General features: G+C 60.1%; 17 protein-coding genes and 2 tRNA genes. 4 read left to right on the plus strand and 15 right to left on the minus strand.

Going from position 1 to position 21,214, the window contains the following annotated elements; genetic code table 11:
• Positions 1–73: 73 nt before the first annotated feature.
• Complete coding sequence (locus ABDK06_RS01475; protein WP_394938184.1) at positions 74–1,429, minus strand: bifunctional folylpolyglutamate synthase/dihydrofolate synthase; 1,356 nt, start codon at positions 1,427–1,429, stop codon at positions 74–76.
• Entirely contained in the window at positions 1,426–4,791 is a 3,366-nt protein-coding gene (gene ileS, locus ABDK06_RS01480) for an isoleucine--tRNA ligase (protein ID WP_394940773.1), read from the minus strand. The genes ABDK06_RS01475 and ileS overlap by 4 nt, the downstream gene beginning before the upstream one ends.
• A 272-nt stretch (positions 4,792–5,063) precedes the next feature.
• Between ileS and ABDK06_RS01485 the strand changes: the two genes are divergently transcribed.
• Positions 5,064–6,050, plus strand: a complete 987-nt coding sequence (locus ABDK06_RS01485; protein ID WP_394938186.1) for an endonuclease/exonuclease/phosphatase family protein — start codon at positions 5,064–5,066, stop codon at positions 6,048–6,050.
• Between the two features lie 3 nt (positions 6,051–6,053).
• Here ABDK06_RS01485 and ABDK06_RS01490 read toward each other — a convergent pair whose 3' ends face one another.
• The gene (locus ABDK06_RS01490) at positions 6,054–6,824 is read right to left on the minus strand and encodes an SDR family oxidoreductase (protein ID WP_394938188.1); all 771 of its coding nucleotides are present in this window, start codon (positions 6,822–6,824) and stop codon (positions 6,054–6,056) included.
• Between the two features lie 163 nt (positions 6,825–6,987).
• On the opposite strand from ABDK06_RS01490, the gene ABDK06_RS01495 reads away from it, so the two are divergent.
• Positions 6,988–7,599, plus strand: coding sequence for a short chain dehydrogenase (locus ABDK06_RS01495; RefSeq protein WP_394938190.1), 612 nt, complete (start codon positions 6,988–6,990; stop codon positions 7,597–7,599).
• A gap of 72 nt (positions 7,600–7,671) precedes the next feature.
• Here the strand turns inward: ABDK06_RS01495 and ABDK06_RS01500 are convergent, their stop codons facing one another.
• A complete protein-coding gene (locus ABDK06_RS01500) occupies positions 7,672–8,526 on the minus strand; it encodes a DUF559 domain-containing protein (RefSeq protein ID WP_394938192.1) in 855 nt (284 codons plus the stop codon).
• 245 nt (positions 8,527–8,771) lie between these two features.
• Here ABDK06_RS01500 and valS point away from each other — a divergent pair, with 245 nt between their 5' ends.
• Complete coding sequence (valS, locus tag ABDK06_RS01505; protein ID WP_394938194.1) at positions 8,772–11,408, plus strand: valine--tRNA ligase; 2,637 nt, start codon at positions 8,772–8,774, stop codon at positions 11,406–11,408.
• 119 nt (positions 11,409–11,527) lie between these two features.
• Here the strand turns inward: valS and ABDK06_RS01510 are convergent, their stop codons facing one another.
• From ABDK06_RS01510 to ABDK06_RS01540, 7 genes are all read right to left on the minus strand, one after another.
• Complete coding sequence (locus ABDK06_RS01510) at positions 11,528–12,169, minus strand: mycothiol-dependent nitroreductase Rv2466c family protein (protein WP_394938196.1); 642 nt, start codon at positions 12,167–12,169, stop codon at positions 11,528–11,530.
• A gap of 127 nt (positions 12,170–12,296) precedes the next feature.
• The gene (locus ABDK06_RS01515) at positions 12,297–12,932 is read right to left on the minus strand and encodes an RDD family protein (RefSeq protein WP_394938198.1); all 636 of its coding nucleotides are present in this window, start codon (positions 12,930–12,932) and stop codon (positions 12,297–12,299) included.
• Positions 12,933–12,959: 27 nt separating this feature from the next.
• Positions 12,960–14,243: an ATP-dependent Clp protease ATP-binding subunit ClpX gene (gene clpX / locus ABDK06_RS01520; RefSeq protein WP_394938200.1), complete on the minus strand. Its 1,284-nt coding sequence runs from the start codon at positions 14,241–14,243 to the stop codon at positions 12,960–12,962.
• A gap of 134 nt (positions 14,244–14,377) precedes the next feature.
• On the minus strand, positions 14,378–15,076 hold the full coding sequence (locus ABDK06_RS01525) for an ATP-dependent Clp protease proteolytic subunit (RefSeq protein ID WP_394938202.1): 699 nt from the start codon (positions 15,074–15,076) through the stop codon (positions 14,378–14,380).
• A 15-nt stretch (positions 15,077–15,091) separates the two neighbouring features.
• Positions 15,092–15,685, minus strand: a complete 594-nt coding sequence (locus ABDK06_RS01530) for an ATP-dependent Clp protease proteolytic subunit (protein ID WP_394940774.1) — start codon at positions 15,683–15,685, stop codon at positions 15,092–15,094.
• 404 nt (positions 15,686–16,089) lie between these two features.
• Entirely contained in the window at positions 16,090–17,499 is a 1,410-nt protein-coding gene (gene tig / locus ABDK06_RS01535) for a trigger factor (RefSeq protein WP_394938205.1), read from the minus strand.
• Positions 17,500–17,561: 62 nt separating this feature from the next.
• Positions 17,562–17,634 (minus strand) — tRNA-Pro (locus tag ABDK06_RS01540).
• A 144-nt stretch (positions 17,635–17,778) separates the two neighbouring features.
• Here ABDK06_RS01540 and ABDK06_RS01545 point away from each other — a divergent pair.
• Positions 17,779–17,852, plus strand: a tRNA-Gly gene (locus ABDK06_RS01545).
• Between the two features lie 36 nt (positions 17,853–17,888).
• Here ABDK06_RS01545 and ABDK06_RS01550 read toward each other — a convergent pair.
• The 4 genes from ABDK06_RS01550 to ABDK06_RS01565 all read right to left on the minus strand — a co-directional run bounded on the left by ABDK06_RS01550 (position 17,889) and on the right by ABDK06_RS01565 (position 21,138).
• Entirely contained in the window at positions 17,889–18,758 is an 870-nt protein-coding gene (locus tag ABDK06_RS01550) for an Fpg/Nei family DNA glycosylase (RefSeq protein ID WP_394938207.1), read from the minus strand.
• Between the two features lie 11 nt (positions 18,759–18,769).
• Entirely contained in the window at positions 18,770–19,252 is a 483-nt protein-coding gene (locus tag ABDK06_RS01555) for a ribose-5-phosphate isomerase (RefSeq protein ID WP_394938209.1), read from the minus strand.
• A 62-nt stretch (positions 19,253–19,314) separates the two neighbouring features.
• Positions 19,315–20,322: a hypothetical protein gene (locus ABDK06_RS01560; protein WP_394938211.1), complete on the minus strand. Its 1,008-nt coding sequence runs from the start codon at positions 20,320–20,322 to the stop codon at positions 19,315–19,317.
• A 21-nt stretch (positions 20,323–20,343) separates the two neighbouring features.
• On the minus strand, positions 20,344–21,138 hold the full coding sequence (locus ABDK06_RS01565) for an aspartate dehydrogenase domain-containing protein (protein WP_394938213.1): 795 nt from the start codon (positions 21,136–21,138) through the stop codon (positions 20,344–20,346).
• Between the last annotated feature and the right edge of the window lie 76 nt (positions 21,139–21,214).

Below are 21,214 nucleotides of genomic sequence, written 5' to 3' on the forward strand. Positions count from 1 at the left end.
CAGCGGAGTCTGCCTCAAGGGAACCTGCTGACTCGGAGCTTGCGGGCCCTGCTGCGGATTCTGCTCTGCCATCTCAGCTCTTCCCCAGCAAGATCCGGGCCTCGGCCACCAGAGTGATCGAGCCGGTCACCAGCACAGCACCGGCTAGGTCATTATTGGATTCTGCTCGCTCCACCGCCCATTCCAGGGCGTCATCCAACTTCTCCGCGATATGCACGTTCTCGGCTTCGAACCCGGCGTCGAGCGCTAGTTCGGCGAGTTCCCCAGCAGGAATCGCGCGCGGAGAATCGGACTGGGTCAGGCAGATCTCCTCGGCGAACTCACCCAGGGATTCCCGCAGTTGCTCCAGGATCCCCAGGGCATCCTTCTCCCGTAGCACACCGAGCACCAGCACCAGCTTGCTGAAACTGAAGGCCTCCTCGAGTGCTTCGGCGCTGGCTTTGATCCCGGCCGGGTTGTGCGCGGCGTCGACCACCACCGTCGGGGCGGTGCGCAGGACTTCGAGTCTCCCTGGTGAGGACACCGTGCTAAAGGCTTCCTGAAGCACCGCGAGATCGAGCTCGCGCTCACCGCCACCCAGAAAAGCCTCCAGTGCGGCGACCGCCACAGCGGCGTTCTCAGCCTGATGCGGACCGTGCAAAGGCAACAGCAATTCGGGGTATCGGCCGGCCAAGCCCTGGACCGAGATCAGTTGGCCGCCCACCGCGACGGAACGCTCCTCCACTCCGAATTCCACTCCTTCAAACCGGAATTCGGCGCCCACCTGCTGGGCCTGTTCCAGCAGAACCTGGGCCGCGTCACTGGGCTGCGCGGCGCTGACCAGGAAAGCTCCCGGCTTGATGATGCCGGCCTTCTCCAAAGCGATATCGCGGGTAGTATCACCCAGCAGCTCGGTGTGGTCGAGCGAGATCGGGGTGACCACCGCTACCGTGCCATCGGCCACATTGGTGGCATCGGTGATGCCACCGAGGCCAACCTCGATCACCGCGACGTCGACCGGTTGATCGGCGAAGATCGCGAACCCGAGAATGGTCAGCGCCTCGAAGTAGGTCAGCCGGGGCTGCCCCTCGGCTTCCAGTTCGGCATCGACGATCTGAAGATAGGGGTGGATCTCATCCCAGATCCGGACGAAGGTCTCGTCAGAGACCGACTCGCCGTTGATGCTGATCCGCTCGGTGACCGAGGTCAGATGGGGACTGGTGTATCTTCCGGTGCTCAGACCGTGCGCACGCAGCCCGGCTTCGATCATCCGGGCCGTTGAGGTTTTGCCATTGGTCCCTGTCAGATGGATCACCGGATAAGCCTTCTGCGGCTCCCCCAGCACCTCCATCGCTCGGTACAGCGGCGCCAGCCGGGGCTCCATCTTGTTCTCCGGAGCCCTGCTGAGCAACTCGGCATAGACGCTTTCCACCGAATATTCATCGATCATGAGTGTGCACCTTCTACGAGATCTTGGTGAACGGTTCGAGAGACGGTGATCACTGTCTCTTCATCGCCGGGAACCAGTTCCAAGCGCACCGAGAGGGTTTCCGAACGCACCAATGCGGCGTTGGCCTGCAGGGCATCAATCACGCTCTGCGGCGCGCTGACCGTGGTGACGATGCGATCACTGACTTGCAGATCGGCGTCCTTACGGGCTTGCTGAATGCTGCGCACCAGGTCACGAGCCACACCTTCCGCCTCCAGCTCCGGAGTGAGCTCGGTGTTGAGCACCACGAACCCTCCTGGCAGCAGCGCGACCGAGGAGTTGCCTCCCTGTTCCTCAGAGACGGCGGTTTCCAGGCTGTATTCGCCGTCTTCCAGGGCCAGGCCGCCGGCGACCACTCGCCCGGCCTCATCGATCGACCAGTCGCCGCTCTTGGCGCCCTTGATCGCCAGCTGCACATCCTTGCCGAGCCGAGGTCCCGCTGCCCTAGCATTCACGGCAAGCCGCTGTTCAATGCCGAACTCGGCGAGCGAAGCTTCCGCAGCATCTTGGAACCGCACCTTTTTGAGGTTCAATTCCTCGGCGACGATCTCAGCGAAAGGCTCCAGGGAAGCAGCGGAGGGCGCAACGACTGTCAATTCTTGAAGCGGCAGCCGCACCCGAAGTTTGGCGGCTTTACGCAAGGATGATCCCACTGAGCAAACTTGACGGATCACTTCCATCGCCGACACCAGCTCGGCGTCGGCGTCGAAGTGCTCGGCACCCGAGCCATCGACCACCGGCCAGTCGGTGAGGTGCACTGAACGTCCGCCGGTCAGACCACGCCAGATCTCCTCGGTCACCAATGGAAGCAGCGGAGCAGCAACCCGGCAAAGAGCCTCCAAAGCCGTGTAGAGCGCATCGAAAGCATCCTGATCTTCATCAAAGAATCGTTGCCTGGAGCGTCTGACGTACCAGTTGGTCAACATATCGAGATAATCCCGCAGCACGTCACAGGCATCGGAGATCTCGTAGCTGTCCAGGGCCTTGGTGAGGTTTTCAATCATCACCGCAGTATTGGACACCAAATAGCGGTCCAGACTGTCCTGGTATCCCGTGTAGCGCAGCTTCGCCTCGTAGCCCGCACCGTCATTCGCGGCATTGGTGTAGAGGGTGAAGAAACTGTAGACGTTCCAGAGCGGCAGGATCACTTGACGGACGCCGTCGCGAATCCCCTGCTCGGTGACGATCAGATTGCCACCGCGCAGAATCGGCGAGGCCATCAGGAACCAGCGCATCGCGTCGGAACCATCACGATCCAGCACCTCTGAGACATCGGGATAGTTCTGCAAGCTCTTGGACATCTTCTGCCCGTCGGAGCCGAGCACGATGCCGTGGCTGATCACATTCTTGAACGCGGGGCGGTCGAAGATCGCGGTAGCCAGGATGTGCAGCATATAGAACCAGCCGCGGGTCTGGCCGATGTACTCCACGATGAAGTCCGCCGGGTGATGGGTGTTGAACCACTCCTCGTTCTCAAAGGGGTAATGCACCTGGCCATAAGGCATCGAGCCGGAGTCGAACCAGACGTCCAAGACGTCCTCCACGCGGCGCATGGTGGACGCCCCTGTCGGGTCATCCGGGTTTGGCCGGCTCAGCTCGTCAATGAAGGGCCGGTGCAGGTCGACCTGACCGTCTTTATTGAGCGGCAGCCGGCCGAAATCAGCCTCCAGCTCGGCGAGCGAACCGTAGACGTCGGTGCGCGGGTAATTCGGATCGTCCGATTGCCAGACCGGGATCGGGCTGCCCCAGAAGCGGTTACGGCTGATCGACCAGTCCCGGGCGTTCTCCAGCCATTTGCCGAATTGCCCGTCTTTGACATTGCCGGGAATCCAGTTGATCTCCTGGTTCAGTTCGATCATCCGGTCTTTGAACTGGGTGACTTCGACGTACCACGAGGAAACCGCTTTGTAGATCAGCGGGTTGCGGCAGCGCCAGCAGTGCGGGTAGCTGTGCTCATAGCTGGCTTCACGGAGCAACCGCCCGGAGTCGCGCAGCACCTTGATGATCGGTTTATTGGCTTCGAAGACCTGGAGACCGACGATCTCCGAGAGCGCTCCGCCAGCGAACATACCGAGGAACCTGGCGCCGTCGTCAACGGAGACTCCCACCGAGATCTCGTGCTGGTAACAGATCCGTTGATCCTCTTCACCATAGGCGGGCGCCATATGGACGATGCCGGTGCCGTCAGTGGTGGTGACGAAGTCATCTACCAGGACCTTGAAGCCATTCGCCACGCGTCGCGCAGTCGCGCCGACGTGCTGAGCCGGTACCGGGCCTTCGAGCTCAGCAAAATAATCTCTGAAATCTGGCCAGAGCGGCTGATATTCCAGGCCTGCTAGATCCTTCCCGAGGTAGCGGTTCAGCACAGCTTCAGTTGCCACTTCGGCGGACTCATACCCCAGCTCCTTGGCATAGCCGGCCAGCAGGGCTTCAGCGAGCAGGTATTTCTGACCGGGTGCCCCTTCCGCCAGCTTCGGTATTACCACATAAGTGATCTCAGGGCCCACCGCGAGGGCCTGGTTGCTCGGCAGGGTCCAGGGCGTGGTGGTCCAGGCCAGTAGCTGAACGCCTTCCAGCGCGGAACTCAGTTCGACGCCGTTTGGCAGCACCGGGAAGCCCACCGTGACGGTCTGGTCCTGGCGCATTTTGTAGACGTCGTCGTCCATCCGGAGCTCGTGGTTGGAGAGCGGCGTCTCGTCGTTCCAGCAATAGGGCAGCACCCGGAAGTCGCTATAGGTCAGACCCTTTTCGTGCAGTTGCTTGAAGGCCCAGATCACCGATTCCATGTACTCGACATTGAGGGTTTTGTAGTCGTTGTCGAAATCCACCCAGCGAGCTTGCCGGTTGACGTACTCTCGCCATTCCTTGGTGTATTTCATCACTGACTGACGGACGGCGTCGTTGAATGCATCGATGCCCATCTCGGTGATCTCGGATTTTTCGGAGATCCCGAGCTGCTTCATCGCCTCGAGTTCGGCGGGCAGCCCGTGAGTGTCCCAGCCGAAACGACGCTCCACCCGGCGGCCGCGCTGAGTCTGGTAGCGGGCGACCAGGTCCTTGGCATAGCCGGTCAGCAAGTGGCCGTAGTGCGGCAGGCCGTTCGCAAAGGGCGGGCCGTCATAAAAGACGAATTCGTTGGAACCGCGCTCACCCGCAGCACGGTTGTCGATGCTCGCCTGGAAGGTGCCGTCTTCACCCCAATATTTCAGGATGCGTTCCTCCACTGCGGGAAAGGAAACATTTGCGGGCACGCCGTGCTGTTCCTGGGCGTTGGAATCGCTCAGCGAAGACTGGACGAATGAGGACTTCGGATAATGCGGCATCGTGACACCCTGCGGTAGTTCGGTTTCAGGATGCAAGGACGGCGCCAGTCCTCTGGGAACTCGCACCGCGGTACCACCTCGCTTGCAGCCGCTCCGGTTCGCCCCGGATCAGCCACCGCTCTTGACTGCTGTCACGGGCTTACCCGTCCGGTTCTACTGACCAATTCCGAAGCTTAGTCGGGATGGCGTTCTTCCGGAAGCTCTCCGGTGATAGCCGGGTCAAAGCTTGTGCTCTCAGTCTAAGCCATAAGTTCTGCTCATAGAATGTGCTGATGCCCGTTCAACCCAAATCTCGACGTCGCACCTTGATCATCGCCTGGGTTTTGAGCGGCCTGGTCCTGATACCCAGTGTCTTAAGCGCGCTTCCCTGGGAACTGCCAAGCGTTGCGATCATGGTGCTGGCGCTTTTACCCTGGCTGCTGATCCCTGCTGCACTCGCTCTGGGGTTCGCACTCTGGAGCAGACAGCGGGCAGTCAGCGCGTTCAGCGCCCTGCTTTTGCTCGCCCAGCTTTTCTGGCTCTTCCCGCTGGATGCTAATCGTGGTCAAGATTGCCAGCAGGCCGCCGGTACTGTGCTGCCCGTGATGACATTGAACGCCCGTTACGGTTTAGCCGATGCTGCTCAGATTGTGGATCTGTTGCGGAAACAAGGCACGGGGCTACTGGCTTTACAGGAGTTTGGCGGCGATCTTGAGGAACGGCTGAACGCGGCCGGTATTACCGAATTACTGCCTTATCAGCTCAGCAGCACGGTCCGCGGCCCGGGCGGTAGCGCGCTGTATTCAAAGTACCCACTGGAACAGTTACCCGCGGTTTCCGGCACACCCCACGAAATGATCAGGGCCAGGCTCACTCTCACCACGCTTCCGGCCAAGCCAGTGGTTGAGCTGACCAATGTCCACACCATGATCCCGGATTCTAGAAGCGCCGAGCGCTGGAGAGCGGATCTCAAGGCGTTGGCCGGCTTACCTTCGAATGGTGCGAACCGGCTCTTCCTCGGAGACTTCAACGCCAGTGTTGATCATGCTGAATTCCGTGCCTTCCTCGCCTCTAGCGAGCTGAGTGACGTCGGCACGATCAGCGGGCAGCGATTCATCCCGACTTTCTCGTTGCTCCCCTGGCTGCCGCCGCTCAGCACCTTGGATCATCTAGCCATCAGCCCCACGCTCAGCGCGACGGACTATCAGGTGCAGAGCGTGAAAGGAAGCGATCACGCAGCGGTGCTCAGCAGCCTCAAAGTCTCCGAGCATTGCGGGTAACCATCAGGGCTCGCGGATCACCTTATGGGCCGCCGCCTGGGCTACCGGGCGAAGCACGATCTCATCGAGATTCACGTGGTGCGGCAGCGTCACCGCGTAGCGTACGACGTCGGCCACGTCGTCAGCGCTGAGCGGCTCGGCCACGCCCCGGTACACCTTGGCTGCGGCCTGCTGATCGCCGCCGAGACGGTTCAGTGCGAACTCCTCGGTCCGCACCATGCCCGGCAGCACCTCAATCACCCGCAGATTGTGCTCGACCTCTTCGAGCCGCAGTGCCTGAGTGAGCGCTCGCTCGGCGAATTTAGCCGCGTTGTAGCCGGAGCCGCCTTCATAGGCGACCAGCGCCGCCGTCGAAGTCAGGTTGAGTACGGTGCCCCGCCGCCCGGCGCGCAACATCGGTAAGAAAGCCTGGATGAGCTTCATGGTGCCGAGCACATTGACCCGGTACATCCAGTCCCAGTCCTGGGCTTTACTCTCGGCGAGTTTATCTGCCCCTCGTGCTCCACCAGCGATATTGATCAAGGTATCGATCCCGCCGGCTTCGGTGACTTCGGTGAGCAGCTTCGCGAGCTGCGCATCCTCGGTGATATCCGCGGTGATCGGGATCACACCGCTCTGCTCAGCCAGTTCCTGGAGTCGTTCGGTCCGCCGGGCGACGGCGAAGACCCGCCAGCCCTGCTCGGCCAGCGCTCGGGCGGTTGCCGCCCCGATTCCGGTGCTGGCACCGGTCACCAGAGCACTGCGTACTGATTCTGCGTTCTCAGCTGGATTCACGGAATAAGCCTAGTGCTCGCTGGGTCAAAACCGTATGCTGCGGGACGTAACATCCCGGTAGATATGGACGGAAATTAAGAGCAGGAATTCAAGGACGGGAATTATTGTGCACGCCGCCCGGTTCTGCGAGGAGGACGTCCAATCATCGAGCATGAGGGAATCAATGCGGGTTCTATTAGTCGGAAATTCAGGCACTGTCGGCTCGGCAGTTGAATCCTTGCTGCTGCAACGCGGCCATCAGGTGACCGGCGTCAGCCGCACTAGCAGCCCGGCCCTGGACACCTCGGATCTGCGCTCGGTGAGCAGCTTCTTCGCCGAGCGATCCTCAGCCGAAAATCGGTACGACGCCGTGGTGGTGGCTGCTGGCGGCACGCCCTTCAAAGCGCTGGCAGAATTGAGTGCGGAAGATTTCGGGCAGGCCCTGAACGCCAAGGCACTGGGGCAGATCGCCGTAGCGCAAGCCGCCACTCCCCTGTTGAGCGACGGTGGTTCCATCACCCTGATCTCCGGGGTGCTCTCCGAGATCCCGGTACCAACCGGTACCGCCGCCTCGGTGGCCAACGCCGCCGTCGAAGGCTTTGTCCGCAATGCTGCCGGAGCGCTCCCCCGTGGACTTCGGATCAACGCGGTGAGCCCCACCGTGCTGCAGGAATCCTGGGAAGCCTACGCCCCGGCTTTCCCGGGCGCCGTACCGGTGCCAGCCAGCGCCGTCGCCAATGCGTTTATCCGCTCAATAGAAGGCATTGAAACCGGTCAGGTCATCAAAGTCTGGTAATTCTGTTCCAGCTGTCCCACTGAGTGTTGCTGAAGATGCAGATGTACACCAAAAGTCCTTAACATCTGTCACTCACTTAACATTCGGTGGGACAGTTGGCCTGCTTTTCAGGGTGTTTGCTGTTTTTAGCGTGTCCCTAATCCGTTGAACGAACTCTTCCGGAGCGGATATCACTTGTTTGCCTGAAAAGCGCAGCAAGGGGATACCCATCTGACTGAGCGCGTTAAGGCGGCGTCGATCATTGTCGAACTGAGTTTTTGATGAGTGAAAGTCATAGCCGTCAATCTCGACAACCAGGGTCCCCTCCACCAGAAAATCCACTCTGCCCACACCGCTGATGAACCTTTGAACCTCAATCGCAAAACCGGCATTGAGCATCAGTACCCTCGCGACGGTTTCCATCGGCGATCCTGATCGGAGGTCTAGCTGATTTATTAGCTGCCTGATCTTCCAATCTCGCTCACCGGAAAACATCATCAGTAATTCTGCGAGGTCCAGAGCACCTTTGATGACGGCGGATTCCGCAATCACCAGAGCTTCGAGACCAGGTAGGCACCGTAGGGCGTGAACCACTGTGTCAAGGACCGGAGCCACCAACTGCCGGGAGTTTCTATGACCTCGGTGCATCACATAATCCGGAACATGCCGGCCTTTGTCCACGACGACGTGAATCTGCACTGGCGCTCTAAGTACCCATAAATCGTGATAAGTCGCAGCGGACACGCAGGTCACTGAGAGATTCAGACCGGCTACTTTAACCAGCACAGGGTCGGCATTCGGAAGCGAATAGGTGCCACGAGCAGTTTTTCGCAGAAATTCGGCGTCCACGAGATCTCGAATTTGGTACCGGGTCAAACCTAAACCTCTGAGATGACTGAATCGGCAGATTCCGTGATTCTTCGTCATCATACGTTCTACTTCATCCATGCTTTTCACTTTTGCAATAAAAGTCCGAGTCGACAGCTTCGGTCTGGCAATTGTGGGGAAAACCCGCCCCCAACTCCTGTGGAGGAGGTCACTCCACATCCAGCTGTCCCACTGAGTGTTACCAGAGTTGCAGATGTTTCGGATTTAGCTTCACACTGGCAACTTTTGTCACATTCAATGGGACGGCTGGTTTGAGAGGGGCTAGGTGGGGCTTGGGAGTTGTCGGTCCGTGAAACAATCTAGGTATGGCTGAAAACATTCCGGGTACAGACACGCCCGCAAACTCCCTCAACAACGTCCCCGACAAGCCCGCCCTGGAGGGCCTCGAGAGTAAGCTCTCCGCTCGCTGGAAAGAGCAGGGAACCTACTTGTTCAACGCGGAGACCTCCCGCGAAGAGGTGTTCTCCATCGACACCCCGCCCCCGACCGCCTCGGGCTCGCTGCACGTCGGGCATATGTTCTCCTACACCCAGACCGACGTCATCGCTCGATTCCAGCGGATGCGCGGCAAGAATGTTTTCTATCCACTGGGCTGGGACGATAACGGCCTCCCCACCGAGCGACGGGTGCAGAACTACTACGGGGTGCGTTGCAACCCCTCGATTCCCTACGACTCCGCCTTCAGTGCTCCCGCTGAGCCCGCCAAGAACGAACGCGATTTCATTCAGATCTCGCGGCGCAACTTCATCGAGCTCTGTGAGGAACTCGCTGTGGAGGACGAGAAAGTCTTCGAAGATCTCTTCACCACCCTGGGCCTCTCCGTTGACTGGAATCTGAGTTACCGGACCATCGACGAGGCCTCGCGCGCGATCAGCCAGCGCGCCTTCCTGGCGAACCTCGCCGCGGGCGACGCCTATATGGCTGAGGCCCCCACGCTCTGGGACGTCACCTTCCGGACCGCTGTCGCCCAGGCCGAATTGGAGGACCGGGAACGCCCAGGAGCTTTCCACCGGGTCGCCTTCCACCGCACCGGGCTGCCGGAAGGCACCGCCGATCAGGTATATATCGAGACCACCCGTCCCGAGCTGATTCCAGCTGCTGTCGCTTTGGTGGCGCATCCCGATGACGAACGCTATCAGTCCCTTTTCGGCACCACCGTGACCTCGCCGCTCTTCGGGGTGGAGATCGAGGTCAAGGCACACCCGCTGGCCAAGCCGGATAAAGGCTCAGGCCTAGTGATGGTCTGCACCTTCGGTGATCTGACCGACGTCACCTGGTGGCGTGAATTACAACTGCCCACCCGGCCCATTGTCGGCCGCGACGGTCGGATCATCGCCGATACGCCCGCCTGGATCACTGGCACCGGCGTGACCCATTACGCGGCCCTCGCCGGTAAGACCACGTTCAGCGCCAAAGAGACCATCGTTCAGTTGCTGCGCGACAGCGGTGAACTGGACGGCGAGCCGAAAGCCATCACTCACCCGGTGAACTTCTACGAGAAGGGCGATAAGCCCCTCGAGGTGGTCACCAGCCGGCAGTGGTACATCCGCAATGGCGGACGGGACGAAGCGCGCCGGGAAAAGCTCATCGAGCGTGGCAAGGAACTGGAATTCCATCCGGCCTTTATGCGCGCCCGCTATGAGAACTGGGTTGAAGGACTCAACGGAGACTGGCTGGTCTCCCGGCAGCGCTTCTTCGGTGTTCCGATTCCGGCCTGGTATCCACTGGACTCCGCGGGTGAACCGGATTATGATCACCCCATTCTGCCCGCTGACGAAGCCCTGCCGGTCGATCCAGCCGCGGAACCCGCTCCGGGCTACCGCGAGGAACAGCGCGACCAGCCCGGTGGATTCACCGGTGACCCGGATGTTCTGGACACCTGGGCGACGTCATCACTGACCCCGCAGATCGTCGGCGGCTGGAGCAGGGACGAGAAGCTCTTCAAGAGCGTCTTCCCCTTCGACCTTCGCCCGCAGGCGCACGAGATCATCCGCACCTGGCTGTTCTCCTCGATGGTCCGAGCCGATGCTCTGCAGGGTGCCACACCCTGGCGGCACGCACCGATCTCAGGCTGGGTGCTTGACCCGGATCGTAAGAAGATGTCCAAGTCCAAGGGCAATGTCGTGGTGCCCACCGACACCTTGGAGCAGTTCGGTGCGGACGCCGTGCGCTACTGGGCGGCCTCGGCTCGGCTGGGCGTTGACACCGCCTTCGATACCGGTCAGATCAAGATCGGCCGTCGGCTCGCGATCAAGTTGCTGAACGCTTCGAAGTTCGTGCTGAATCTCGGCGCTAGCGAAGCCGATGTGCTCAGTGATGCCGGGCGCAGCGAAGTGCTCGGCAACGCCCTGGACCTCGCACTGCTGACTCAGCTGGCCGAGGTGGTGGAACGGGCGACCGCGGCTTTCGAGTCCTACGATTACGCCCGCGCACTGGATATCGCGGAGAGCTTCTTCTGGTCCTTCACCGACGACTACGTTGAACTGATCAAGGACCGGGCTTACGGCGCCGCCGGAGAGGCCGAACAGGCCAGCGTGCTGGCTGCCCTGGCCACCACGCTGGACACTCTGCTGAAGCTCTTCGCCCCCTTCATCCCCTTTGCCACCGAAGAGGTCTGGTCCTGGTGGCGCAGCGGTTCAGTGCACCAGGCAGCCTGGCCTTCGGCGGTTCACTACGACGGCGGCGACACCCAGATGCTCGGCACGCTGGGAAGCGCACTGAGTGGCTTGCGTAAAGCTAAATCCGAAGCAAAGGTGAAGCAGCGCACCGAGGTGCTGAGTGCTCGGATCAGTGCTCCCGCGGAAGAGTTGCTGCGGTTGCAGAACGGCCTGGCCGATTTGAAAGCAGCGGCCAATGCCGCTGACATCGAGCTGAGCGAGGGCGCGGAACTGACTGTTTCCGACGTCGTGCTCGCGGAAGCTGAAGAGCCCGCCCAAATCTAGTAAACACAGGCCTAGTAGCACGACAATGCCGGTGGCCGCTCTCCGAGGAGAGCGGCCACCGGCTTCTGGTTTAACTTCTCGCCATCCCGAGGTTTCTCAGCATTGGACGGCCTACGAACTCAGTCGAATTGCGGAGCTTCGGTACGAGTGCGCTTGAGCTCGAAGAACGAAGGGAATTCACCGAGGGTAAGAGCAGCATCCCAGATCCTTCCGGCGTCTTCGCCCCGGGGAATCCTGGTCAGTACTGGGCCGAAGAACGCTGTGCCATTGAAGGACACCACCGGGGTTCCCACTTCCTGGCCCACCTGAGAAATGCCCGCCTCATGGCTGGCGCGCAACTGCTCGTCGTAGGTGTCTTTATCAGCGTAGTCAATCAGCTCGGCGGGCAATCCCACCTCCGCCAAAGCACCCTTGATAGCTTCACGGAAGTCTTCGATGCCCTCATTGTGAATTCGCTTGCCCAGTGCGTCGTAAAGCGGTTTGACCACCGAATCGCCGTGCAGCTGCTGCGCAGCGATGACCACACGCACCGGTGCCCAGCCACGCTGCATCAAATCCTTGTAGAAGTCAGAGAGTTCATCTCTGTTCTCGTTCAGCACCGACAGGCTCATCACATGCCAGCTGACTTCAATGCCTCGTACTTTCTCCACCTCGCCGATCCATCGCGAGGTCACCCAGGCAAAGGGACAAAGCGGATCAAACCAAAAGTCCGCCTTATTGGGGGTGTTGATTTCATCGCTTGCGCGACCGAGTTCAGACATGCTTTAGCTCCTTATTGAACGATTGTCGATAGGCACAACGACTCAATGGATCAAGACATTCCTCTTCAGCGATCCGAATAATCGGCTCTCGCAGCAAAGTTGAGCCGATGATTCGGAATTTCTGAGATTAGGGCTGCAGAAAAGGATCGCGGCCGTTCTTAGTATCGATCATCACGGCCTTGACGAGCTTGTCCTGCCAACTCTGCGCCCAGCCGGTGGTCGAATCGAAAAGCGGCGAAAGCCAGAACAAGAGACCGACTATTCCACCGGTGACATAAGAGCCGAAAACTACGATGATTCCCCGCAGAAAAGCCTGACCCCAACCGATGGGCTGTCCGGTGTCCCAGGAAACCAGCCGAAGCCCCAAGATGGACATTCCAGGAGTGCGCCCCCGAGTGGCGATCAGACACCAGTAGATGAAGTAGTAAATTAGCGAGAGCACTATGACAATGCCGATCCCCAGAAATACCAGGACGAGAATCTCGTTCAACTGGGCCTCGCTGGCTCGGGCGCTATACCTCTTCACCTTGACCCTGCTCAGTTCTCCGATCTTGAAGAGCAACGGTAAGAAAGCGAGGAAGGACAGGATGGCAAGCGGAATGCCGAAGATCAATCCGTCGAGCAGCCAGACTAGGATCTGCTGCCCTGCGGTGGTCGCTCTGGTTCCCGTAAGCGCCGGCGAACCGAAAAACTGCGGGTAAGGCTGGTTCGGGTGCATCGCAGACTGAGCAGCGGCTGGCCCGTTGTAGGGTTGCTGACTCATGGTATTCCGATCCGTTTAAAGCCCTGCTCAGGCCGATTTATTACGGCGCTTGGCCACTACATCATGCGGGATGAGAGTCGGCTGGCCGCCGTCACGAACCACTTCAGCGGTCACCACAGCGGAGGCGATATCGTCCCGGCTCGGCAATTCGAACATTACCGGCAGCAGCACTTCCTCCAGGATGGCGCGCAGGCCGCGGGCTCCGGTGCCTCGCTCCAGGGCTTGGTCAGCGATCGCATCGAGCGCGTCGTCCTCGAAGCTGAGCTCGACGCCGTCCAGATGGAACATCTTCTGGTACTGCTTGACCAGGGCGTTCTTCGGTTCGGTGAGGATCTGGATCAGCGCCTCGCGGTCGAGATGCGAAACAGTGGTGATCACCGGCAGGCGTCCGATGAATTCCGGGATCAAACCGAACTTCAGCAGATCTTCCGGCATCACATCGCCGTAGCTCATCTCTTCCCCGGACAGCGTGCCGAGCGGCGCACCGAAGCCGATGCCCTTCTTTCCGGCTCGGGCGCCGATGATCTCTTCCAGACCGGCAAAGGCGCCGGCCACGATGAAGAGCACATTAGTGGTGTCGATCTGGATGAATTCCTGGTGCGGGTGCTTGCGTCCGCCCTGCGGTGGCACCGAAGCTACAGTGCCTTCCAGGATCTTCAAGAGCGCCTGCTGAACGCCCTCACCGGAGACATCCCGGGTGATCGAAGGGTTCTCGCTCTTCCGCGAGATCTTATCGATCTCATCGATATAGATAATGCCCTGCTCTGCCTTTTTGACGTCGTAGTCAGCGGCCTGGATGAGCTTGAGCAAGATGTTCTCAACGTCCTCGCCCACATAACCGGCCTCGGTCAGTGCGGTCGCATCGGCGACCGCAAAGGGCACATTGAGCCGGCGAGCCAGGGTCTGCGCCAAATAGGTCTTGCCGCAGCCGGTGGGGCCGATCAGCAGGATATTGGACTTGGCAATCTCGACGTCGTCGTGATGGCTACCGTCGGCCAGCGCCTGGCCTTTGGAACCGGCTTGGATGCGCTTGTAGTGGTTGTAAACGGCGACCGACAGCGAACGCTTGGCTGGTTCCTGGCCAATCACGTACTCCTGAAGGAAGTTGAAGATCTCCTTCGGCTTGGGCAACTCAAAATTACCCAGATCGGCGACCTCAGCGAGCTCTTCCTCGATGATCTCGTTGCACAGCTCAATACACTCGTCGCAGATGTAGACGCCGGGTCCGGCGATCAGCTTACGTACTTGCTTCTGACTCTTTCCGCAGAAAGAGCACTTGAGCAAATCAGTGCTCTCACCCATTCGAGCCATCACATTCCCTTTCGCAATTACCGCTTACAGATTTCCACTCTAGGGCAAATTTCATCCGATGCGACGTCAAACGCCGGGGTGAGCCAGAAATATGGCCTACCCCGGCGTTGTGCGTCGCCGAACTCAGGATGAAATTACTTCGTAATGGCCGCCGGCTTGAGCTTCCGGGATTCCAGTACCTGATCGATCAGGCCGTAATCCAATGCTTCAGCCGCGGTCAGGATCTTATCCCGCTCAATGTCGTTATTGAGCTGCTCGGGAGTCCGTCCGGAGTGGCTGGCCAGAGTCTCTTCCAACCAGGTGCGCATCCGCATCACTTCATTCGCCTGGATCTCCAGATCGGAAGCCTGTCCGCCCTGACCGCCGGAGAGAGCGGGCTGGTGGATCAGTACCCGAGCGTTGGGCAGCGCGAGCCGCTTTCCCGGAGTTCCTGCGGCGAGCAGAACAGCCGCCGCACTGGCCGCTTGCCCGAGGCAGACGGTCTGGATCTCAGGCCGGATGTACTGCATAGTGTCGTAAATCGCGGTCATCGCGGTGAAGGAGCCACCCGGGGAGTTGATGTACAGGGTGATATCGCGATCCGGATCGGTGGACTCGAGCACCAGGAGCTGGGCCATGATGTCGTCAGCGGAGGCGTCGTCCACCTGGACTCCCAGGAAGATGATCCGATCCTCGAAGAGCTTAGTGTAGGGATCCTGGCGCTTGAACCCGTAGGGAGTGCGCTCTTCGAACTGCGGGAGCACATAACGCGAGGTAGGCAGGTTCTGGGCTGCTCCGCCCATGCCCTGAGCCCACATCGTGGGCGAGCCGGCTGCGGTGAAATTGGTCGTCATGATTCTCTCTCTGCTCTACTTCGCGTTGGTTCCGCCGCCACCGGCGACTGAGCCGGCATGGGCGCTGATCTTATCGAAGAATCCATATTCCAGGGCTTCTTCTGCGGTGAACCACTTATCTCGATCGTTGTCCTTGAGGATCTGCTCGACGGTCTGCCCGGTCTGCTCAGCGGTCAGCTCGGCCATCACCTTCTTCATGTGCAGGATCAGCTCAGCCTGAATCTTGATATCGGAGGCGGTGCCGCCGATACCGCCGGAGGGCTGGTGCATCAGAATCCGCGCGTTAGGCGTGGCGTGGCGCTTGCCCTTGGCCCCCGAGGAGAGCAGGAACTGCCCCATCGAGGCGGCCAGGCCGGTGGCCACGGTGACGACGTCGTTCGGGATGAACTGCATGGTGTCATAGATCGCCATGCCCGCCGTCACTGATCCACCGGGTGAGTTGATGTAAAGGTAGATGTCCTTTTCCTGGTCCTCAGAAGCCAGCAAAAGCAACTGCGAGCAGATCACATTGGCATTGTCGTCACGGACCTCGGAACCCAGCCAGATTGTGCGCTGCTTGAGCAGGCGATTGTAAACATAGTCATCTTGACCTCCCAGTTCAGCAGCCATTCGTGGCGCCGCGGGAACGGAATTTACCAATTCAGTATTTACCAGTTCAGTCATGGTTTCTCACTCATCTCATTGGACCTGTATCGCTACATGGACAGTAGCCTTTTCCGGGGCTGATATCTTCCGCAAAACGGCACTGTTCGCTGACGGCGCACCCATACTGCTGTTGGCTGAATAGCCGGAGGAGTCAGCGACCGAAAGCTCGGAATTCCCAGTCGTTGCTCTCGATCCATCTTCCTTCCGGGTCTTCAAATCGACAGCGGCCCAGCAAGGTAAACCCAGCTTTACGACAGACTGCATTCGACGCGGGATGGCGAAAGTCTAGCCAGCAGCACCGACAAAACCAGCCGCCGTCCTACTCGGAGGAGTAGGACGGCGGCTGAATAAATAGCTAAAGACTGCGCTTAGAAGCGCGCAGCACCCGGATCGTCGCCGGCCGGACCGACCGGGACATCTTCCGGTCCCTCGGAACTGCCAGCCACCCCGGCGGCTTCGTTCAGAGCGGCTTCCAGATCAGGATCGACGGCGGGCTTCACGAACTCTGAGAGATCGACCTCGGCGCCCTCGGCGTCAGTGACCTTGGCCTGCCCGAGCACCACGGCCAGTGCCTTACGTCGCCGAACTTCGCCGACCACCAGGGGAACCTGCCCGGACTGGTCAAGCATCTGAGCGAACTGGTTCGGATCCATGCCGTACTGACCGGCGGAATTCACGATGTAATCAATGAGCTCAGCCTGCGAGACGGTGATCTCTTCCTGATCGGCCACTGCGTCGAGGATGATCTCGTTCTTGAAGGAACGCGTTGCGTTCTCGCGCACTTCCGCGCGGTGCTCTTCGGTGTCGTGTTCTTCCTCACCGTGGGAGTTGGCCGGGTTGAAGTGCTGCTCGAGCTGCTCTTCGACGACGGATTCCGGTACCGGAACCTCGATCAGTTCGACGAGCTTCTCGAGCACCTTATCGCGGGCCTCAACACCCTGCTCAACGGTCTTGGACTGGCTGACCTGCTTTTCAAGGTCGGCACGGAGCTCAGCCAGGGTATCGAATTCACTGGCCAGCTGAGCGAAGTCATCATCGGCGGTCGGCAATTCGCGGACCTTGACGGCGGTGACCTTCACGGTCACCTGGGCCTCTTCACCGGCGTGCTCGCCACCGACCAACTTGGTGTCAAAGATCGCCTCTTCATCGGCGCTCAGACCGGTGATGGCCTCATCGAGACCTTCCAGCATGGTTCCCGCACCCACCTGGTAAGAGAGGCCGGTTGCCGAGTCGACTTCCTCGCCGTCGATCTTGGCGGTGATATCAATCGTCACGAAATCATCGTTGGCGGCGGGGCGATCTGCTGGCACCAGGGTGCCGAACCGACCACGCAGATCGTCAAGGGCCTTCTCCACATCGGCCTCGGACTTCTCGGTCGCAGCGACCTCGACGGCGATGCCGGAGTAATCGGGGAGTTCAACCTCGGGGCGAACATCCACCTCAACCTGGAACTTCAGTTCGCCTTCGGTGGCGGAGGGATCAGGCACCTCGGTGATCTCCACCTCTGGGCGGGACAACGGGCGGATGCCTGTCTCCTCCACAGCGCTCTGGTACCAGCCGTTGAGGCCTTCGTTGACGGCGGTTTCCAGCACGTAACCGCGGCCCACGCGCTGGTCGATCAACCGGTTAGGAACCTTACCCTTGCGGAAGCCCGGGATCTGAACCTGCTCCGAGATGGTCTTGTAGGCCTCATCGATGCTCGGCTTCAGTTCCGAAAACGAAACTTCGACGTCGAGTTTGACCCGGGTGGGCGAGAGGTTTTCGACAGCGCTCTTCACTGAGTATTACTCCTGAGATGGATGTTGATTTCAACTATGTGGACTTGCTTGGTACTGCTGTGTCGGGGCGACAGGACTCGAACCTGCGGTCTCCTGCTCCCAAAGCAGGCGCGCTAGCCACTACGCTACGCCCCGTGACGCTCGACAAGTCTACGGCCTAAGCGCCCACTGTGCACATTGGGACTCAAAAGGATGAAGATTTAGCCGTTCAACACGCCCGTTGCGGCTCTCAGCTTGACAGCCTAGCGGCTAAGTATGATGTAGTTATCTCTGTCCTTCGGGGATGTAGCTCAATGGTAGAGCCTCAGTCTTCCAAACTGATTACGCGGGTTCGATTCCCGTCATCCCCTCCAATTTCCCCCTTGGAGCGAAAGCTCCGGAGTATCGAATCATTGAGGCTGCTGGCAACCAGGGCAGTAGTAGAGTTTGCGCCCCGCATGTTCGACCAGCAGCACTCCAGTTCCGCAACGCAGACACTGCGAACCCTGGCGCTTGTAGACGTAGTGCAATTCCCCGGAGCTGAGCCGATCGGCCGGCTCGGTAGTGATGATCCTACCGTCCTGGACACCGCGGCGCAGTAGCACTCCGGCGTCCTTCCAGAGCTTTTGCAACGTCAACCGATCAAGCTTATTTCCCGGCGTCCAGGGGTCGATCTGGTTTCGGAAGAGCAGCTCGGCTCGATAGATGTTTCCGATCCCCGCGACGACCGTCTGATCCATCAGCAGGCTCGCGATCGGAGTCCGCTTCGCGCTCACTCCCCCGATAAAAACGGCCTCGCCGACGTTTTCGCCGTGCAGCGGATCCGGGCCGAGTTTAGCCAGCTGAGCTGATAGGCCCTCCGGAGTCAACAGCTCGCAAGCGCTGGGCCCGCGTAAATCAGCCCAGCCGTGCTCAGTCGTCAACCGCAGGCGAACCGCTCCCTGCGGAGTCGGCGGTCCAGCATAGCTTTCCGCCGGGCCAAGGAGCTCGCGCTCTCCGATTCGGCGGGGCGCACCGATGCTGGACGCACCGCGGAAGTTCTCATCGCCGCCGAAATCCCAGGCGCCATACAGACCCAGATGCACGCGCAAAGTCAGTTCGTGTTCAAAGCTCAGGAAGAGCTGCTTACCATGGGCGGCAGCGCGCTCCAGAATTCTGCCGTCGATCTTTTCAGCACCGGCGGCGAACCGGCCCTGCGGGCTGCTCGCTGAGATTTTCTGGCCACCGAAAACGTCATTGACTTGACGAGCCAATCGGTGAATCGTATGTCCCTCAGGCATTGGCTGGCGTTCTAGTCGGAGATTTCTCCGCTTTGCTCGAAAGCCGCGATTTTTGCGATCCGGCGAACATGCCTTTCCGCTTCGCTGAAGGGCTCCCGGAGGAAGGTTTCGATCAATTCGGTTGCTTCCTGAACGCTGTGTTGGCGTCCTCCAACAGCGACCACATTGGCATCGTTGTGCTCTCTGGCCAATTTCGCGGTCTCCTGATTCCACACCAGCGCGGCACGAATGCCTTTCACTTTGTTGGCGGCGATCTGCTCACCATTGCCCGAGCCCCCCAGCACAATGCCCAGAGCAAAAACGCCCGCCTCAGTATCCTGCATCACGGCCTGCGCGGCGTGGATGCAGAACACCGGATAGTCGTCCTCGGCGTCGTAGCTCTTCGGCCCATGGTCGACGACCTGGTAGCCGCTGGCGGTGAGATGCTGAATCAGATGAGCGCTGAGCTCCATGCCGGCGTGATCGGTTCCAAGATGAATGCGCGGGGTGGTCATGAACACCAGCCTACCGCGATGAGAAGAGTTTTCCGCGCTGTTGAAAATCTCAGAAATCCGACTCAGGAATCAGCTTCTTCCTGTGGTTTCTGGCGAGAGCGCCGGAGATTTTCCAGCAGGTCCATGGCCCGCTGCTGGTCCGGGACGCCGAGCAATAAGGAACCGCTGGTACCGAAATCCAGCCGGAGAGCGGCGCCGTCCCGCACCACAAACTGCGCCTGACCAGCATGCATTCGCAGCCCGGGTCCACCTTCTTCCCAGAGCCCGATACTCGCCGATTCCAGTGTGCTGAGTTCACTGAGCCGGAAGCTGAGCACCGGCAGCAATCCGGCGATCCTCACCCGCAGTAACCGGCTCACCCTTCCGGCCTCCCGTGAAGCTCCGTCAATGTCAATGGAGACCCTGGCGAAAAGATTCACGGCCAGGAAAAGCACCAGAATCAGCAGAAGCAGCGACCACCACGGTGAGAGGATGAGCAATAGTCCGCCCAGCAAGAACACCAGCATCGCGAGCATCACAAAAGTTGAGCTCCGTGCGCTGAGCCAATAGCTCAGCTCCCCCTCCCCTGCGAGTGCTGCCTGCTCCGCGGCCAAGGCTCTGTCGTCCCGATCAGTCCATTGGGGCAAGGGCTGATACACGAAAATCATGATCACCCCCAGCGCCAGAGCGGCACCGGACCCCAGCGCAAAAACCACCGAATCCGCTGCCCCGTCCTCAGCGGTGGAGTGACCTCGTTGCCCGATCAGCAACGCCGCAGCGAAGGAGGCCGGCAAGAGGCTCAGCGAGACCGCGAGTCCCATCAGCAATCGTCTCAGCCAGCGTCTGGACAACCGCAGCCCGGCCAGCACGCCGCAGATCGACCCCAGAGTCCCTATGCAAAGCGCGCTGAGCAGCACGAAAACCGGGAAGCTCAAGGTCAGATCGGCGTGCTCGCCGTCCCAGTGGATGCCGAGTGGATCGGGTACCGCACTGCGGAAGAGCAGCGCAAGAACGGCGAAACACAGAGCCACAGCCCAGGGGAAGCCCAGCCCGAAGCTGAGAAATCTGCGATCAAAGCGGTGATCACTCATCAATCTGCTTTCCCTTCAAGCTCAGATGAACCTGCCTGCGGGATGCACGAGCCGCAGCAGCCCGGCTAACAGCGAGCGTGCCGTGAGACCGCTGCTACTCGGCTGCCGGGTACTGGGCTGATTCCGGATCTCGAAGCGGTAACTCCCTGAATCGCCTTCCGCAGAGATAATGTGCTCCGTCAATTCAGCGGCCGGATCAGCGGTTAGGGTCACTAAGACCTTCTCCAGATCCCCCACCGCGAGGCCCAGGGCTACCGCAACATTGAGCGAAGCCGGGTACCTGCTAATCGCCTCAGCGGGAGAACCCTGGAAGAGGGCGAGTTCGTCTTCGCAGCTCAGGAGCTGTTTCCGTTCCGCGTCACTCATCCACACCTGGAGCAAAGCGGCAGGCTTCTTCCGGGTCTGTAGATGCACCCGGTCGATCCCCTCACTCGCTGCCGCCGCGGCAAGCAGGTCCAGGCCGCCGATCGCCCCGGTGGTGGGGAAGACTCTTCCTGGACCTGCGTCCAGCACCGTCTTCCTGAGTCGAGGATCCGCAAAGGCCCCGATCGAGGTGACCAGAAAATCTTTGCCGGCAGCTACGATGCGCGAGCCATACTCTCCCACCGCATTGACCCCAGCGGCCTCCACGATCACGTCGGAATCTCTCAAAGCCGCCTCGAACTCCAGCCGACGCACCCCCTCCGCTACGCTCTGCGCGGAAAGTTCATGGCGGCTCACCGCTCCGAGAAGCCTGATCTCCGAGTGATCTCGCAGATAGCCGCGCAGATCCGAGGCGATGGAGCCATCGCCGATGATTGCCAGGTTAAGTGCCATTACTCCAGTCTGTCAGCATGATGAAAGAATGGCCCCATAGCTGCCCGGTAAAGTCCGGGCGTTGCCCTCATTTGAA

This window comes from Psychromicrobium ferritrahens (genome assembly GCF_043789415.1).
In the GTDB taxonomy this organism is placed as follows: Bacteria; Actinomycetota; Actinomycetes; order Actinomycetales; family Micrococcaceae; genus Renibacterium.